19 protein-coding genes are annotated in these 17,569 nt (G+C 29.4%); 6 read left to right on the forward strand and 13 right to left on the reverse strand.

What is annotated here, in order from left to right; translation table 11 throughout:
• Positions 1 to 51 precede the first annotated feature (51 nt).
• The gene (locus ACKTTQ_RS15760) at positions 52 to 474 is read left to right on the forward strand and encodes a hypothetical protein (RefSeq protein WP_408049763.1); all 423 of its coding nucleotides are present in this window, start codon (positions 52 to 54) and stop codon (positions 472 to 474) included.
• A gap of 35 nt (positions 475 to 509) precedes the next feature.
• Here ACKTTQ_RS15760 and ACKTTQ_RS15765 read toward each other — a convergent pair whose 3' ends face one another.
• A complete protein-coding gene (locus ACKTTQ_RS15765; protein ID WP_408049764.1) occupies positions 510 to 2,861 on the reverse strand; it encodes a TonB-dependent receptor in 2,352 nt (783 codons plus the stop codon).
• A 347-nt stretch (positions 2,862 to 3,208) separates the two neighbouring features.
• On the opposite strand from ACKTTQ_RS15765, the gene ACKTTQ_RS15770 reads away from it, so the two are divergent.
• Genes ACKTTQ_RS15770 through ACKTTQ_RS15780 form a run of 3 tightly spaced genes read left to right on the forward strand, consistent with a single transcriptional unit; the run spans position 3,209 to position 6,678 of the window.
• Positions 3,209 to 3,697 carry an acetyl-CoA carboxylase biotin carboxyl carrier protein subunit gene (locus tag ACKTTQ_RS15770; protein WP_093869896.1) on the forward strand — a complete coding sequence of 163 codons (489 nt, stop codon included), beginning with the start codon at positions 3,209 to 3,211 and terminating at the stop codon, positions 3,695 to 3,697.
• Position 3,698: 1 nt separating this feature from the next.
• Positions 3,699 to 5,147 (forward strand): acetyl-CoA carboxylase biotin carboxylase subunit, encoded by a 1,449-nt coding sequence (gene accC, locus ACKTTQ_RS15775; RefSeq protein ID WP_408049765.1) that lies wholly within the window; start codon positions 3,699 to 3,701, stop codon positions 5,145 to 5,147.
• Positions 5,137 to 6,678, forward strand: coding sequence for an acyl-CoA carboxylase subunit beta (locus tag ACKTTQ_RS15780; protein WP_408049766.1), 1,542 nt, complete (start codon positions 5,137 to 5,139; stop codon positions 6,676 to 6,678). The genes accC and ACKTTQ_RS15780 overlap by 11 nt, the downstream gene beginning before the upstream one ends.
• Before the next feature lie 44 nt (positions 6,679 to 6,722).
• On the opposite strand, the gene arfB is transcribed toward ACKTTQ_RS15780, so the two are convergent.
• Genes arfB through ACKTTQ_RS15810 form a run of 6 tightly spaced genes read right to left on the reverse strand, consistent with a single transcriptional unit; the run spans position 6,723 to position 10,320 of the window.
• Positions 6,723 to 7,124, reverse strand: a complete 402-nt coding sequence (gene arfB, locus ACKTTQ_RS15785) for an alternative ribosome rescue aminoacyl-tRNA hydrolase ArfB (RefSeq protein WP_299133430.1) — start codon at positions 7,122 to 7,124, stop codon at positions 6,723 to 6,725.
• On the reverse strand, positions 7,124 to 7,780 hold the full coding sequence (locus tag ACKTTQ_RS15790; protein WP_093869900.1) for an AAA family ATPase: 657 nt from the start codon (positions 7,778 to 7,780) through the stop codon (positions 7,124 to 7,126). Before ACKTTQ_RS15790 ends, arfB begins: the two co-directional genes overlap by 1 nt.
• A complete protein-coding gene (gene pnuC, locus ACKTTQ_RS15795) occupies positions 7,741 to 8,373 on the reverse strand; it encodes a nicotinamide riboside transporter PnuC (protein WP_299133433.1) in 633 nt (210 codons plus the stop codon). The genes ACKTTQ_RS15790 and pnuC overlap by 40 nt, the downstream gene beginning before the upstream one ends.
• Positions 8,357 to 8,617, reverse strand: a complete 261-nt coding sequence (locus tag ACKTTQ_RS15800; RefSeq protein WP_113786028.1) for a hypothetical protein — start codon at positions 8,615 to 8,617, stop codon at positions 8,357 to 8,359. The genes pnuC and ACKTTQ_RS15800 overlap by 17 nt, the downstream gene beginning before the upstream one ends.
• A gap of 28 nt (positions 8,618 to 8,645) precedes the next feature.
• The gene (locus tag ACKTTQ_RS15805) at positions 8,646 to 9,665 is read right to left on the reverse strand and encodes a hypothetical protein (protein WP_408049767.1); all 1,020 of its coding nucleotides are present in this window, start codon (positions 9,663 to 9,665) and stop codon (positions 8,646 to 8,648) included.
• A 25-nt stretch (positions 9,666 to 9,690) separates the two neighbouring features.
• Positions 9,691 to 10,320: a 4'-phosphopantetheinyl transferase family protein gene (locus tag ACKTTQ_RS15810; protein WP_408049768.1), complete on the reverse strand. Its 630-nt coding sequence runs from the start codon at positions 10,318 to 10,320 to the stop codon at positions 9,691 to 9,693.
• A gap of 61 nt (positions 10,321 to 10,381) precedes the next feature.
• Between ACKTTQ_RS15810 and ahcY the strand changes: the two genes are divergently transcribed.
• Positions 10,382 to 11,698: an adenosylhomocysteinase gene (gene ahcY / locus ACKTTQ_RS15815; RefSeq protein ID WP_093869905.1), complete on the forward strand. Its 1,317-nt coding sequence runs from the start codon at positions 10,382 to 10,384 to the stop codon at positions 11,696 to 11,698.
• A 123-nt stretch (positions 11,699 to 11,821) separates the two neighbouring features.
• Here the strand turns inward: ahcY and ACKTTQ_RS15820 are convergent, their stop codons facing one another.
• Positions 11,822 to 12,832: a TlpA family protein disulfide reductase gene (locus ACKTTQ_RS15820; protein WP_113786026.1), complete on the reverse strand. Its 1,011-nt coding sequence runs from the start codon at positions 12,830 to 12,832 to the stop codon at positions 11,822 to 11,824.
• Between the two features lie 186 nt (positions 12,833 to 13,018).
• On the opposite strand from ACKTTQ_RS15820, the gene ACKTTQ_RS15825 reads away from it, so the two are divergent.
• Entirely contained in the window at positions 13,019 to 13,612 is a 594-nt protein-coding gene (locus ACKTTQ_RS15825) for a hypothetical protein (protein WP_408049769.1), read from the forward strand.
• A 60-nt stretch (positions 13,613 to 13,672) separates the two neighbouring features.
• Here ACKTTQ_RS15825 and ACKTTQ_RS15830 read toward each other — a convergent pair whose 3' ends face one another.
• The 5 genes from ACKTTQ_RS15830 to ACKTTQ_RS15850 all read right to left on the reverse strand — a co-directional run.
• Positions 13,673 to 14,419, reverse strand: coding sequence for a helix-turn-helix transcriptional regulator (locus ACKTTQ_RS15830; protein WP_408049770.1), 747 nt, complete (start codon positions 14,417 to 14,419; stop codon positions 13,673 to 13,675).
• Between the two features lie 431 nt (positions 14,420 to 14,850).
• A complete protein-coding gene (locus ACKTTQ_RS15835) occupies positions 14,851 to 16,137 on the reverse strand; it encodes an HlyD family efflux transporter periplasmic adaptor subunit (protein ID WP_408049771.1) in 1,287 nt (428 codons plus the stop codon).
• Between the two features lie 110 nt (positions 16,138 to 16,247).
• A complete protein-coding gene (locus tag ACKTTQ_RS15840) occupies positions 16,248 to 16,463 on the reverse strand; it encodes a hypothetical protein (protein ID WP_299133448.1) in 216 nt (71 codons plus the stop codon).
• 102 nt (positions 16,464 to 16,565) lie between these two features.
• A complete protein-coding gene (locus ACKTTQ_RS15845; RefSeq protein WP_408049772.1) occupies positions 16,566 to 16,790 on the reverse strand; it encodes a hypothetical protein in 225 nt (74 codons plus the stop codon).
• 163 nt (positions 16,791 to 16,953) lie between these two features.
• The coding region (locus tag ACKTTQ_RS15850) for an ATP-binding cassette domain-containing protein (RefSeq protein ID WP_408049773.1) at positions 16,954 to 17,569 on the reverse strand (616 nt) is incomplete at its 5' end.

Here is a 17,569-nt window from a genome sequence, read left to right on the forward strand (position 1 = left end):
AGGTGTCTTTTTAGGCACCTTTTTTTATATTTATCACAAAATAAAAGGAACATGAAGTATTTATTAAAAATAACATCAATCATATTTTTTATGGCGATGAATAGTTTTGCACAAGAAAAAGTAAATGATTTTACTGAAATTACTTACGAAGCAAGAACAAGAGGAAGTGAGCATGTTATTAAAGTAACTCAAAATAGTGTATACTTTAAAAACAATAAAGAAACAAAAGAAGTTCCTTTATCTAAAGTAAATAGAGATAAGCTTGTTCAGATGTTAAGTGATTTATCACTTAAAAATATAAACTCATTAAAGGCACCTAGTAATAAAAGAGCTACAGATCGTGTTTTGCATGCTAACTTAGCTGTAAAAACTGGAGAAGCATCATACAAATCTTCAACATTTGATGAAGGGTATCCACCTAATGAATTAAAAAAAATAGTAAAACTGCTTTTTAGTTTGAATAAAGCAGAATAAAAAAAACCGAGCAATTTGCTCGGTTTTTTTTATGATTAAAATTTTAACGTGGCTCCAAGTAAAAAGTTTGTGCCAGCTTGTGGAAAATAATATGGAGTTGCTCCCCACATGTATCCATTAGAGCTATATTCTGTATCGAAAATGTTATTAATCAATCCTGATATAACAATATTTTTGAATATAGAAGTTGTATTTATAGTATAATTAATATTCAAGTCATTCACAAAATAACCATCTAACTTTGAATCTTTAAATTCATTGTTACTCATAAATTGAGAACTTACGTATTTAGATAAAAAAGCTATGTTTAAATTTTGTATAGGTTGTACATTAATAGCATTACCAGCAATAAATTCAGGAGAATATGAAATACTAGTATTCCCTAAGTTATTTAAAATAGTTCCTGTAGTTTCTTTGAAATCAACATTTCTGTTTTTACTAATTGTAAAATTAGGGGTAACGTTTAGATAATCAGTTATTTTTATAGAAGCATCAACTTCTAATCCTAAACGATAGCTTTCACCAATATTAGCCCTAATAAAAGATCCTACGTTGTCAATTTCACCAGTTAACGCTAATTGGTCAGTATACGCCATATAGTATACATTTGTATTAATCTTAATGTTACCTGAGTTAAAACGCCATCCTAATTCATAATCATCTAACTTTTCAGGTTTTGGATTTCCATTTTCGTAATCTGTTCTGTTAGGTTCTCTTTGTGCACGTGCAAATGAAAAATATAAGCTGTTATTATCATTGAATTTAAAATTGAATCCTGCTTTAGGATTGAAAAAATTAAATGTATCGTTTACTAAGTTAGGCTGTACTCCGTTAGCTTTATAGTTTACGTTTCTATTTTGAAGATCAACAAATAAAGATAATTGATCGCTCATTTTATAGGTAGCTTTTACAAAAAGGTTAAAATCTTCTTTATTTCCATAGTTATCATAGTAGCGATTTCTTATTTCACTTGATGATGCATAGCGAGCCCAAATAACTTCACCAAAATGATCTCCTTTATATTGATTCCATGCACCTCCAAAAAGAATATCTAAATAATCATTTTTGTAATTTAAATTATAGGTAATTCCGTAGAAGTCATTTCTTAACCATTTTCTTCTTACTAAATCAGTAGAGTTAATAGTTTGACCTCCAATAGTAATAGGTGATAAATTATAACTTGAAAAATTTGCATCCTGTTTGTATTGTTCGTAAAATCCTCTTCCAAAAGTATAATGCAACGCAATATTTGATGATAAGTTATCATTATACTTTTGGTTCCAGTGCAATTGAGCATGATCTTGTTTATAATTATCAACCTCATTGTCATAATATCCTATTACATTCCAGTTAGTATCATATAAAGCACCGGCAGAATTAAAAGTTTTGTTAGTTTTTAAAGTAGCTGCATCAACACCATTCCATGATTGATATGTAATTTCATGACCTCCAAAAACAAGTCCTTTAATTAACGTATTATCATCAACATAACTTCCTTGTAAGAAATAAGATTTTAAATTTGAAGAAGCTCTATCAATAAATCCATCAGATCTAACTCTAGAAATACGTCCTGTAAACTTAACATGGTCATTTAATTTTCCAGTACCAGCTTTTGCAGTGTATTTTTGTGTGTTAAATGAACCAAATGAAGTAGCTATTTCACCATAAGCTTCATCAGAGTCACTATCAGTTAGTACGTTTAAGCTAGCACCAAATGCACCAGCACCGTTCGTTGATGTACCTACTCCTCTTTGTAATTGAATACTTTGTGTAGATGATGAAAAGTCAGGCATGTTAACCCAAAAAGTTCCTTGGCTTTCGCTATCATTATAAGGAATACCATTAATAGTAACATTTACACGTGTTGCATCTGAACCACGCACACGAATACCTGTGTAACCAATTCCAGCACCAGCATCTGAAGTAGTTACTACAGAAGGTAAGTAATTCATTAAGATAGGAATATCTTGTCCTAAATTACGTTTAGCAATCTCTTTTTTTGATAAATTAGAGTGAGTAACAGGAGCGTCTGCTTTTACACGTACTGCTGATACTAAAACTTCATCTAAAAGATCAGTGTCTGAGTTTAATTGAAAAATAAAATTTTCGTTACTTGTTAACGTAACGTTCTGTATTAATGTTTTAAAACCAACATAAGACACTTCAATAGAGTGAGTACCTTTTGCTAATTTTAATTTAAAACCACCTTCAAAATCAGTAATTGTTCCTTTTTTGATAGATTTTACAACAACAGTTGCTCCTTCTAAGCCCTTTTGTTTACTATCAACTACTTTACCTGATAAAATAAAAGATTGTGCATTTGCAGTTAAGGTTGCAAATAATACCATTAAAAAAGCTACTCTCTTCACTTGTTTAATAAAAGACATCGGTCTCATTTTTTTTTAAAATAAAATGGAATAAAAAGAGGTAATTATTCTATGGTTTGTTATTGAATAATTAGTTGCCATTTTATAACATTGATGAAGTGTAATTTTCTTTACCAATAATTAGTATCGTAATTTTTTAATTACTTGTTTATGACATTCATTTTCCTAAACAGCATTACCTGTTCTAGGTTCAATGGGTATGATCTCAGCCTAATTTTAATTTTTAAGGCACCCCTTTATGAGAACGGCACAAATGTATGACGGATTTTTGAATTAGAAATGATTAAAAAGAATTATTAGGTCAAGATTTAATTTGATACTTTAGTAGTCGTAATCTATTTTTATTTATGAATAAACCATTTAAAATAAACGTTAACGAATTATATGATTTTAACTTTAATGAGAATGAAATAAACTCATTAGATATTGTTGAAAAATCAAATAAAAGTTATCACGTTATAGAGAATAATCAAACTTTTGAAGCAGCGCTTCTTAAGAGTGATTTTAATAAGAAAAAGTACTCAATTCAAATTAATGGAAATGTGTACGAAATAAAAGTTTCTGATGAGTTAGATATATTAATTAATGAGTTAGGAATGGAAGCCTCTTTAGAAAAGAAAGAGAATGATGTTAAGGCTCCAATGCCAGGACTTATTGTTTCTATTGATGTAGTTGTAGGTCAGGAAGTAAAAGAAAATGAAGGTATTTTGGTACTTGAAGCTATGAAAATGGAAAATACATTATTAGCTCCACGAGACGGGATTATTAAATCGATAGACATTAAAGTTGGAGATAAAGTAGAAAAAAATACAGTTTTAATTGAAATGGAAGCGTAAAATGAGGAAGATATTAGTTGCAAATAGAGGTGAAATTGCGTTAAGAGTAATGCGTTCAGCTAAAAAAATGGGAATTAAAACTGTAGCTGTTTTTTCAGAAGCAGATAGAAAATCACCACATGTTAAGTTTGCTGATGAAGCAGTTTGTATAGGACCAGCACCCTCTAATGAATCGTATTTGTTAGGAGATAAAATTATTGCAGTTGCTAAAGAATTAGGTGTAGATGGAATTCATCCTGGATATGGTTTTTTAAGCGAAAATGCCGCATTTGGCGAGGCTGTAGCAGCAAGTGGAATTACTTTTATTGGTCCAAAATCAAAAGCTATAAAAGTAATGGGTAGTAAGTTAGCAGCTAAGGAAGCTGTAAAAGCATATAATATTCCTATGGTACCAGGAATAGATGAAGCCGTTACCGATGTGTCTTATGCTGAAAAAGTAGCAAATGAAATAGGGTATCCAATTCTTATTAAAGCGTCTGCTGGAGGAGGAGGAAAAGGGATGCGTGTTGTTGAAAAACAAGCAGATGTTAAAGAGCAAATGGAACGTGCAATATCTGAGGCAGTATCTTCTTTTGGTGATGGTTCAGTTTTTATTGAGAAATATGTGGGCTCTCCACGCCATATTGAAATACAAGTACTCGCAGATAGTCATGGGAATGTAGTACACTTATTTGAACGTGAATGTTCAGTTCAAAGACGTCATCAAAAAGTAGTTGAAGAAGCACCTTCTAGTGTATTAACACCAGAAATTCGTCAAAAAATGGGAGAGGCTGCAGTAAAGGTAGCGAAGGCATGTGATTATTTAGGGGCTGGTACCGTTGAATTTTTGTTAGATGAAAACAAGAATTTCTATTTTTTAGAGATGAATACTCGTTTGCAAGTAGAGCATCCAATAACAGAAATGATAACTGGAGTAGATTTGGTAGAAGAGCAAATAAAAATAGCTAGAGGAGAAGCACTGTCGTTTACTCAAGAAGATTTAAAAATTAAAGGACATGCATTGGAATTACGTATTTATGCAGAAGATCCGTTAGAAGGATTTAGTCCAAGTATTGGAATTTTGGAAAAGTATCAAGCACCAGTTGGAAAAAACATTCGTGTAGATGATGGTTTTGAAGAGGGTATGGAAATTCCTATTTATTATGATCCTATGATTTCAAAATTAATTACTTATGGTGAAACCCGTGAAGAAGCCATTGAGTTAATGAAAGAAGCTATTGTTAGCTATAAAATAAAAGGAATAAAAACTACATTACCTTTTGGTAAGTTTGTTTGTGAACATGATGCTTTTATTTCAGGTAATTTTGACACACATTTTGTGAAAAAGTTTTATACACCTGAAAGTTTAGAAGAAAACTTCAAGATTGAGGCTAAAATTGCAGCTAAAATAGCATTACAACAATATTTAAAAGAACAACAAATTTTAAAAGTACCAACTCGTGAAATCTAAAATAGAACAATTACAAGAAAAAATAGCAGAAGCAAAGTTAGGAGGAGGTCAAAAAAGAATCGACCGTCAGCATCAAAAAGGAAAGCTTACTGCACGAGAACGAATACATTATTTATTAGATGAAGGTTCTTTTGAAGAAGTAGGTATTTTAGTAACACACCGAACTAAAGATTTTGGAATGGAAGATCAAAAGTTTTATGGAGATGGTGTAGTTACTGGGTATGGTACAGTAAATGGACGTTTAATATATGTTTTTGCACAAGATTTCACTGTTTTTGGAGGGTCATTATCTGAAACTCATGCTGAAAAAATATGTAAAATAATGGATTTAGCTGTGAAAATAGGAGCTCCTTTAATCGGGTTAAATGATTCAGGAGGCGCACGTATTCAAGAAGGAGTTCGCTCATTAGGAGGATATGCAGATATTTTTTACAGAAACGTACAAGCTTCAGGAGTAATTCCTCAAATTTCAGCTATTATGGGACCCTGTGCAGGAGGAGCAGTTTACTCACCAGCGATGACTGATTTTACTGTTATGGTAGAGAATTCTAGTTACATGTTTGTTACAGGACCTAATGTTGTTAAAACTGTAACGAACGAAGAAGTAACATCTGAAGAGTTGGGTGGAGCAAGTGCTCATTCAACAAAATCAGGAGTAACTCATTTAACAGCTGTTAATGATGTACAATGTTTAGAAGATGTCAAAACATTGTTGAGTTATATGCCACAAAACAATCAAGAAACGACTCAGAAAATTCCTTTTACGCTAGGAGATGAGTTTAGAGAAGAATTAGCGAGTATAGTTCCTGAGAATGCAAATAAACCGTATGATATGAAAGTGGTTATTAATGGAATTGCTGATGCTGACTCTTTTTTTGAAATACATAAAGATTATGCTGAAAATATTGTAGTTGGTTTTGCTCGTTTAGGTGGTAGAAGTATCGGAATTGTTGCAAATCAACCAATGAGTTTAGCTGGATGTTTAGATGTTAATAGTTCTAAAAAAGCAGCTCGATTTACGCGTTTTTGTGATTGTTTTAATATTCCTTTATTAGTGTTGGTTGATGTACCTGGGTTTTTACCAGGAACAGATCAAGAGTGGAACGCAATTATTACAAACGGAGCAAAATTATTATATGCTTTAAGTGAAGCTACTGTTCCAAGAATTAGTGTGATTACTCGTAAGGCTTATGGAGGAGCTTATGATGTAATGAACTCTAAACACATTGGGGCTGATATGAATTTTGCTTGGCCTGCTGCTGAAATTGCTGTAATGGGAGCTAAAGGAGCAAGTGAGATTATCTTTAAAAAGGAAATTTCAGAAGCTGAAGATAAAGAAGCTAAATTATTAGAGAAGGAAGCCGAATATGCTGAGTTATTCGCAAATCCTTATACAGCTGCTGAACGTGGATTTGTAGATGAAGTTATATTACCTGAAGAAACAAGAAGAAAGTTAATAAAAGCTTTTGCAATGTTAGAAGGTAAAAAAGTGGAAAGACCCAAAAGAAAACACGGGAATATTCCTTTGTAATAAATAGTAATTGCATGAGTTTATTTTAATAAACTCATGCAATATTATATTTTAGGTTTTTTACGTAATGCTTTTTTTAAAGAATTTTTCTTTTTAGTTTCTACCCTTTTTTTTATAGAGTTTTTAGTAGGTTTTGTAGGTCTTCTACTTTTAGGACGAATTAAATTGAGCTTAATTAATTCAATAAATCTTTTAATAGCTAATTCTTTATTTCGGTGTTGTGAACGAGTATCATCACAAAATAAAATAAGGAAATGATTTTTAGTTAATCGATGTGCTAAGTTTTTAGAAAGTAATTCTTTTTCTCTAGGAGAAAGTACTATAGAATTTTTTACATCAAAAGATAGTTCAATTTTTGATGAAACTTTATTTACATGTTGTCCACCAGCACCAGAACTTCTTGTAGCTTTGAAGGTAAACTCTCTTATTAACTCAGTAATATTCACTATTGTAAAGAGAAATTATTAGAATCAATATTTTGATGCATAAAATGCATATCTAAATCAGTTAAACTATCAGAAAAAGAATATAAATTTTCTTTTTTAGAAAGTAAATTATCAATAATAGTTATTGCTTTTTTTAAACGAGTTTCTTTGTCTCCTTTTAATAAAACATAAGGTCTGTTGTATTTCTTTAATGTATTTTCAAAAGCTTTAAACATCTCTTCTCGTTCTTCGGGTTTATCACGTAAATCATCGGCTTCCCAAGGAGTATCTATATATGTTAGGAAGTAAATGTCATAGGTGTTAGATAGGGCAGCGCTGTCTAAAACAGGATCAACGAATCCTCCATAATATTCTTCAGAATATACTTTAGTTTCTAATAAATCAGTATCGCAAATTAATACTTTGTCTGCTTTTTTAGCTAATTCATTTTCTAATTTTATTTGACCTTCAGCTATAGGAAGTATGTCTTCTTGTTCACAAGTTTTACGTTCGTTATTCCATTTGTCTTGCAAATATTCACGTGCAAATTCAGGTGTCCATACTGTATTGTAATGACGTGCTAATTGCCCAGAAAGTGTTGTTTTACCGGTGCTTTCTGGTCCAAATAATACAACCTTTACAAGGTTGATTTGTTGTTGTCTATATTTTTTTTCCATGCTATATAACCTAAAATTGCAATGAATATAAAAAAGAAATATTGTATACTAGTAAATGTAAAGCCTTTATACCAATATAAAGGAACAGATATAAGGTCTCCTATAATCCAATAAATCCAGTTCTCAATTTTTCTTCTTGCCATAAGCCACATACCTACAAAGAATACTGCTGTTGTAACCGTATCAACATATGCGGTCCAATTATTCCATTTGTCGAAATAAGTATACACAGCATACACAAAAATTAAGGTAGCGAAGAAAATAAGGATACTTATTTTCTTTTCTTTGGAGGTTGTTCTTGATATTGGAGTAACATGAGATGCATCTACTTTACGTGTCCATATATACCAACCATATACACTCATAGCAAAATAGTAACCATTTATCATCATATCACCAAGCAGTCCCCATTTTAGTAATAAGTATACAAAAATGGAAGTACTAATCATTCCTGTTGGAAATACCCAAATGTTATTCTTCTTAGAACACCAAACAGATAAGAAACCAAAAAAAACAGCTATAATTTCAAGAGAAATGTCAAGTGTAGAAGAGTTAGCGTATTGGCTAAAAAGAAAATCAAAAATTTGGTTCATAGTTACTACGGTCAGATTTTACAATTTTCATTAATAAGATTCCATTGTCTATGAGTTCAAATGAATTTTTTAATTCGGAAGTAATTAACTGCATTACTTTATCATAATCTCCATAAACTTGAGTACTCAATGGATTTTCAAGTATAGTTAAACCAGATGCTCTTAGTTTTTTAATAAAGTTTATTATTGGTTCTTCAAATTCATTTTGAAGTGGGGTTAAAGTCAATTCAACAGATATTTTCATTGTTTAAATTTAAAAAAGTAAAGATAATCTATTGCTTGAATAAATTCTTCAATTCTTCTTTTGTTGTTTTTTTCATGTTTAATTGTATTTCTGAATTATCTAACTTTTCATTTAGTGTTATTTTATCATAATAAATTTGAGTTCTATAACTTCCAACTATAATAATATAAGTTGTTCCACTTATTGGGATGTTTTCAAAAAGTATATCATTTTCGAATTTAGATTCGTGTATAAATGAATCTATGTTTTTATAAACTATATAGGAATCGAAGCCTGAGAATTTATTAGACTTATCATTTAACTTAAAATTAATCTTAGATGTATTTTTAACAAAGCGATCAATATTAATCCAGTTTGAATCATTTTGATTAAGAATAAAAAAGTCCTTAACTATTAAATCTTTGGAAATATATTTTTCATAGGTTTCATGACCTATACTATTTAAATTTATTTTTTTGTAATAAGGTAATGAATCTTTATCAATAAGTGTTTTTACCCAAATTCCACCACCTCTATAAATTGAAAATAAACGGTAATTCTGACTTGTAATTTTCCATTTTATATTCCCTGTATGATCTGATTCTGAAAGAAAAATAGTATTATTTTTTAATTTCCTTTTAGGAGGGTATACAATAATCTTTTCTCCTTTTCTAAGGTTTAACTTTTTACCATTAGAGGTAAACACTATTTTTAAAACTCCAGAAGTTTCTAAAAGTTCATTATCAGTTGTAAGTGTTTGTATATTTCTATATAATATTTCATTAAAATCATATAATTCGATTAACTCTAATTGAACTTTATCATTTTGTTTTAAGTTAAAGTAATCTCTCACGTATCTGATTTTTGTTCCATATTTACCTATAATTTCTTTAAATTCGATAGTATCTAAATCAAAAAACTGAGATTTTTCTGTGATAAAATCAGCTAAATGATTCTTAGGTATAAATGGTTTTTGATTTTCTTTTTTACAACTAGTAAAAAAAAAAGGAAGAAGTAAAAATAAAAGGTAACGTAGTTTCATGGCAATTAGTTTTGATATTGTTTTCAATGGTTAATCAAAACCTATACCAAAACTAATACGCATAAACACAGGTGAAATCATCTATTTCTAAAAAATGAATATCGTAATGTGAGGTTATACCTTCGTATAATATCTTACCAGTGGTTTGTTTATTACTGTTAAAAGAGAAGTCTTCAATGTAAATGTTTTCCAAGAACAATAATTTTTTCTTCCCGTAAATTTTATATAAACTTTCTTTGGCCCCCCAAACAATGGTAAGTTTACTTACTAAAGCATCGTGATTGGCAATTGATTTGTATTCTTCAATTGGAGTAAACTTATGAGCAATTTTTACAATTTTATCTCTTCTTTTCTCAATATCAATACCAACAGGTTTTTCATCAGAAATAATAATACCAGAAAAAGTAAAAGAATGGGTAATTGAAATATGTTTTCCGTCTTTTAAATGCGGTTTTCCAAATTGATCATAAATTAAATCATTATCTGTATATCCTACCTCTTTTAATAAGTGACGAATACTTAAAAAACCTCTTTGATGCAGTTCAGATTTCATTCCATTTAGTCTGTCAGCGCTTTTTTCGGTTAATTGAATTTCTTTTAACAAATCATTAAATGATTCTTCAATCTTCCAAATCAAGGCTTTAGTGCTATTACTAATTGTTACTATTTTGTAAAGTGGCATAATTTAAAAAGTTATTTTGTAACTTTGCAGTTCGAAAATTTGATAATAAATATACAAAAATATGAGCACAAATACCGCTGCATACGTACCATACAAAGTTAAAGATATTTCTTTAGCAGATTGGGGAAGAAAAGAAATAGAATTGGCAGAAGCTGAAATGCCAGGTTTAATGAGCTTGCGTGAAGAGTATAAAGACGAGCAACCTTTAAAAGGGGCAAGAATTGCTGGTTGTTTACATATGACAATTCAAACTGCGGTTTTAATTGAAACATTACAAGCTTTAGGTGCTGAGGTAACTTGGAGTTCATGTAATATTTTTTCTACTCAAGATCAAGCTGCTGCTGCTATAGCTGCTGCTGGAACTCCAGTATATGCTTGGAAAGATATGACAGAAGAAGAGTTTGATTGGTGTATTGAACAAACTTTATTTTTTGGAGAAGATAAAAAACCATTAAACTTAATTTTAGATGATGGAGGTGATTTAACTAATATGGTATTAGATAAGTATCCTGAGTTAGCTGCTGGAATTAATGGTTTATCAGAAGAAACTACTACTGGTGTTCACCGTTTATATGATAGAGTTAAAGCTGGAACATTACCTATGCCAGCGATTAACGTAAATGATTCAGTTACTAAATCAAAGTTTGATAACAAATACGGATGTAAAGAGTCTGCAGTTGATGCAATTCGTAGAGCAACTGATATTATGTTAGCAGGTAAGCGTGTAGTTGTTTGTGGATATGGTGATGTAGGTAAAGGTACTGCTGCTTCATTTAAAGGAGCTGGAAGTATTGTTACTGTTACTGAAATTGACCCAATTTGTGCGTTACAAGCTGCAATGGATGGTTTTGAAGTAAAAAAATTAGAAACTGTTATTGGTAATGCTGATATTGTAATTACTACAACAGGTAACAAAGACATCGTTCAATCTCGTCATTTTGAAGCATTAAAAGACAAAGCCATCGTATGTAATATTGGGCATTTTGACAATGAAATTGATATGGCTTGGTTAAATGAAAACCATGGACATACTAAAGATACTATTAAGCCACAAGTTGATAAGTATAATGTAAACGGAAATGACATTATTATTTTAGCTGAAGGTCGTTTAGTAAACTTAGGATGTGCAACTGGACACCCTAGTTTTGTAATGTCTAACTCATTTACTAACCAAACATTAGCTCAAATTGAATTATGGACTAATCGTGATGCTTATGAAAATGAAGTATATATGTTACCTAAGCATTTAGATGAGAAAGTAGCAAAATTACATTTAGCTAAAATTGGTGTAGAGTTAACTGAATTACGTGAAGATCAAGCTTCTTATATTGGTGTTACAGTTGAAGGTCCTTTTAAACCAGAACATTATAGATACTAATTAATAATTTATTTTATTAAATTAAAACCTCTCAATTTGAGAGGTTTTTTTATTGTGCTAATTCTTATGTAACTAAAAAACTCGCCAATGGGCGAGTTTTTGTATATTAATTATTACTGTCTATTACATTTTTAAAGATTCAAATAATTTAACTAATTCAGGACTAGAAGGTCTTGGAGCATTTGCATTCACAATATTTCCTTCTGGATCAACTAAAATAAATCTTGGAATTCCAGAAATAGCATAGTCTTTTACAAATTTAGAATTCCAGTTATTATCAGCAAATAATTGAACTCCACCTAATTCTTTATCATTAACCATTTTTACCCAAGTAGCATGGTCTTTTTGTTGATCGATAGAAACACTTACAAATTCAATGTTTTTATCATGAAATTTCTTTTCTACGGTCTTTAAATAAGGGATTTCTTGTTTACAAGGATTACACCAAGTTGCCCAAACATCTATATAAACGTATTTTCCTTTTAAATCATCTAAAGAAGTTTTTCCTCCTTTATGGTTTTCATACTCTGTAAATTTTGGAGAAACTAATCCTTTAGCTAAGGTTTCAGCCATGTATTTTTCTTGAGCATATCTACTGTCTAAATACGGTTTAAGACCTGAAATGTTTTTTGTTTGATTCGCTGTAAAAGCAGAATCTAATGGTTTTGCTACAAGTCTTGAATTAAAACCATCTATATATGATTTTATTTTAGCGTCAAATTCAGCTTTAGGTAATTTGAAAAGAGATTCATCCTTGAAAAACTCTTCTTGAGCTAAAGCAGTTTTTGCTATGAAATTACTCTCCCCAGCACCTTTACCAGTATAAGAAATGGTCTCATCAAATTGTTTAGCGTCTAATGTTAATTTTATATCATCACCATTTCTTAAAAATGTTGTAGCAAATTCTTTACCGTCAAAAACAGAATAAACTCCATTAACTACTTTCATAGTGTCTTTAAAAGCACCGTTTTCGTCAACTTTTATTACTCTTTTAAAGCCTGCTCGATTTGCAACAACAATAGAGTCAGAATTTTTATTTGTTATTTTTCCTGAAAAAGTAACATAATCTTTCGCTTCTTGTTTACAAGAAACTATAGCAATAGAGGCAATTGCTAGGTAAATTAATTTTTTCATTTTAGTTTAATTTAAAATTAATAGTTTATAGTAGACGACTAAGGTAATAAATATTTAATGAACCATATAAACCTAAAAGAAGTACTCAAAAAAGTAATTTATATTAAAAAATAGTCAATTTTAGGTATTGATTTTCAGAGGCTATTATTTGAATTTTGTTGTATGAATAATCAAAACCAAATAATCATGAAAAAACTTATTTTATCGTTAGTGTTAGTTTTAGCACTAAGTTGTACAAAAAATGAGGAATTACCTTTAACAAGTAATTCTAAAACTGAAAACGAAGTTGTTTTTAAAAAAGATGAAGCTACTAATCTTAATGGTTGGGGTTATATAAAAATTAAAGATAAAATAGCTCAAGAAGAAGTTACTTTATGGATGACACTTAATCAGTATAATTGGTTAAGAAGAAGTTCAAGAAATCAACTTGACTTTATTAAGTATAAAGGGAAACCTATTTATTATACAAATTCTAAAGAGTTGAATTTTACAGGTGATTATCCTATAAGCCCTTTTCCTTTTGATCCTTCTAATCCACCAATTCCTGATGGATTCAATAATTGTTTGCCAAATTCATTTGAATTGAATAATACTACGTATCCAGGTAATTGTACGTCAAAAAAACAAGCTTTTTGTGACCATCAACAAGAAATTGCAAATTCAAACTGTGAAATACGATTGTTTCAAAAAATATGTTGTGGAAATACAAATGTAGGCCCCTTAGTCTTTTTCCCAGATGAACCTTGTGTCCAAATTCCATCATTAACAATGAATAACTAATGAATAAAAGCTATCGGATAAATTCTTATTCGATAGCTTTTAAAATTTAAGTTTACTTGTTTAATAATAGCATAAGTATTTTATTAGATTGTAATTTGACTGGATTTTTAATTTCCTTTTTATGCTTCTCCAATGTGTTCTTGTTGTGTAAATTGAAATATACAATGAGTCTGAAATTGTATTTAAAGATTCGCCATGTATATATTTAAATAAAACTTCCTTTTCTCTTTTTGTAAGCGAAAGGAATTTTAAATAGTTTTTTTGTTTAAATTTTTCTACTTCTATAATACTCTTTAGAGATTTTAAAAGATTAGAAGTTTCTGAATTTGTTTTAAATTTTAACACCACATTACCTTGTTCGTCTATTCCGTTAAATGAAATATAAGGTTCAACGTTGTCCTCAAGGGTGTTAAATGTATTGGAAGATATCCATTCCATGGCTAAAGATTTGTTTGGAAAATGTTTTGGAGAATCTATTTTTGTTCCTTTAAAACTATCTAATACACTTAAATGAGAGAATATATTTTCACTCACTACAAAAGCTAGTTTTTTGTTGCCAGCTTTAACACAAGGGACTATTACATTTTTTTCTGTCCATTTTTTTGTTTCTAAGTCTATCATAAATTTAAAATTTTCATGCAACCAAAGAGCTTTTGAAGGAGAATATTCTTTGTATTTATGAACAAATTTTAGCATTTCACCTTTAAAAATAATTTTTGTGTTTGGAGATGTTTTCCATGTTTGAATGAACAAATCATTAGGTTGGTCGAAAAAAACTTTTAAATAAGTTGTTTCATGTACTACCATAATTTTGTTAAGTTATAATTAAAATTACATTATAATATAGCCTAACAATAAGTGTTGTTTATTTGTATTTATTACCCTAACCAAGTTTCTATATTGAATAGTTTCAGCAATATGGGTTGAATTAATATTATTAGCAGAATCTAAATGAGCAATGGAATGGACGAATACCTCACATTCAATTTAGAATAAAGATTATTGAGTTTTTAGGGTTTAATTACTGGGATAACGGAGTTCAATGATTATCTAACTTGATTTTGTTGAATAGAACCTTATAGGTGTTGATAATAAGGTTTTTAGATATGGGTGATATGAGTAACAATGTATCTTTGTATTTTATGAAATGAAAAAAACGATTAAATATCACTTGAATTCAATGAAGTAAGATGTTAAGTAAATTCATGAAAAAATAAATTAAGCATAGTTAATATGTATTAACTTTTAAATACATTTTTTAATTGATAAAAAAAGCGCTCTATTAAACGTAAATTTTCTGTTACAATATTTGCAGTTCCTTTCATTTCTTGCCTGAAATCTATTTCTTTTCCATACGTTGTGATCAACTTTTTTGGCAATGCTACATCTATTAAATAATTTCCTTCTTGGTTTGGAACTAAAGGAATAGTTTTGATATCTCCGTTTAACTCGCCAAACTCATCTGATGGATAATTAGTTAGTTGTATTTGTACCTTTTGACCTCTCTTTATTTTTCCAGAATTGGCAGCTGGTGCAATAATTTTTCCAATAAAAGATTCCGTTTCTGTTGGAATAATTGTAAAAACTAAGTCTCCGTTTTTTACTGTTTGATTTTTATTCCAAAAGGATAGAAAAGAAATTTTACCAGAAATTGATGATTTTAAGAGATATTGCTTTTCCCAATTTTTAATTGCCTCTTTAAGTTGATAAAAAGATTGAATTGTCTTTTTTAGTAACCTGCTTTCCTGTTGTATTTTCTCTATTGAAGTTCCTTTTAAGGTCTTATTCGAATTGCTAATTAATTCTTTAGTTTGTGATATCGAATTTTCTATGTTTTTAAAGGCTTTTTTTTCTTGTAAAAACTCTATTTCTTTTTGTTCTTTCTCTTTGGCTGATATAACTCCTTTTTCAAAAAGGTTTCTACTCCTTTTTAAATCTATTTGCTTGTAATCTAATTCTTTTAGATTTATACTTTTTTGTGATTGTAATATTTGTAATCTCAATTTTGCTTCTATTAATGATAAACGATTTGCTGATGATTGATTCTTAAAAGGATTTAGTTTTTTATTTAAACGGTATTCTGAATAATTATTTTCAAAATCATTAAAACTAGATAAAATACTCCCTAACATTAAAGGAGGTAATTCGTTTATTGGAAATAAAAAATCATTTCTATTAATTGGAAACATATCTATTACTTTTTTTAATAAAAAAACATCTTTATAAAGCGCTGAGTTTTCAAGAATAGCTAGATTATTGTTTATGGTAACTGAATCTCCATTTTTTATTAAAATAGCATCAAATTTTCCTGCTGAATTAGCAAAAATTTTCTCTGGTGGATTTGTTGTTGTAATCATGACTTCTGCAGTAATTACATCTGGATATTTAATAAGCCAAGAAATAGATAACAGCATTATAATCAGTAAAAAAAATAAAGTGTTTCCCCAGCGAATCATCCAACTTGGAACATAACTTAAAATCTCTTGAACTTCTTCACTTCTTATTTCTATATTATTATCTGGCATATAACTTTTTTTTAAGGTGCTCTGTAAAGAGCACCTTCTTTGATTTTTAATTCTAAATTATATCTTAAACTTATTTATATAACTTTTAAGAATAGATATTTTTTTTGAAATTATAATCCACAAGGATTTTCTCCAAATATTCCAGGAACACAAACACCTCCATAACCACTACATACATATCCATATGAAGAGTTATGTTTATGATTACAACAATCACTATCACTATAACATTGATTAGAACCAGTTACAGTTTTTCCACCACCAAAAATTTGTTTTTGATCTGCTTTATTTAAAGCTTGTCCTAAAATTAAAATTTGTTTTTTCATAATTAAAAAAATTAAATATTTATTAATACTGTAATCATTTAAAGACATTTACAGTTTGTGTCTACTCTTCGCAAAAAAAATATTTTTATCTTGATTTCAAGATTAAACATCTGTAAAAGAGGCTTTTGTTTTAACAGTACAAGGCTGAGCAAAAATATCTTCTCCATATGTACCACTACAGTTATTATTGGTAGTATAAACACACGTTCCACATAATTTTGATGATCTACTACAGCATTGCCAACCGTTGTGACCTGATCCTCCATTAATTTGTTTTTGTTCAGCTTTGTTTATGGTTTTTCCTAAATTTAAAATTGATTTTTTCATTTTAAAAAGATTTAATTGGTTTGTTAAACCCTTGATCATTTTAAGACATTCAAGGTATATGTCTATTCCTCGCGAGAGAATATTTTTGTCATGACCAATGGAGTGATCTAATTTTAAAGAGATAACTTCGTTATTTCATTCCTGGTTATGACGTTTTTATATTTTATTTACCTAAATCTAGTTGATTTTTAACTAGGTGATGATAGCTTCCTTTTAATGCTATTAATTCCTGATGTGTTCCTTTTTCTATAATTTTTCCTTTTTCTAGCACTACTATTTGATGCGCATTTTTAACAGTACTTAATCTATGTGCAATAACTACTGCGGTTTTATTAGAGAAAAACTCATTCAGTTTCCCCATAATTACTTTCTCATTATTTGCATCTAATGCACTAGTCGCTTCATCAAAAAACAAAAACTTTGGATTTTTATATACTGATCGTGCAATTAGTAATCGTTGTTTTTGCCCTGTACTAAGCCCGTTTCCTTCACTACCTATTTTTGTGTTGTATCCTAAAGGTAAACCCTCTATATAATCAGCTATATTGGCTACGTTTATAGCATGTGCTAATTTCTCCTTATCTACATAATCCTCTCCAACAGCGATGTTTTTTGCGATGGAATCATTAAAAATATACCCCTCCTGCATTACTACTCCACAGTTTCTTCTCCATTCTTTTTGAGAAATATTTTTTAAATTAAAGTTTCCTATACTTATATCTCCGGTATCTACTTGATAAAAACCAAGTAATAATTTCATTAAGGTTGTTTTTCCACTT

The sequence above is a fragment of the Tenacibaculum halocynthiae genome, from assembly GCF_964512825.1.
GTDB classification, from domain to species: domain Bacteria; phylum Bacteroidota; class Bacteroidia; order Flavobacteriales; family Flavobacteriaceae; genus Polaribacter; species Polaribacter halocynthiae.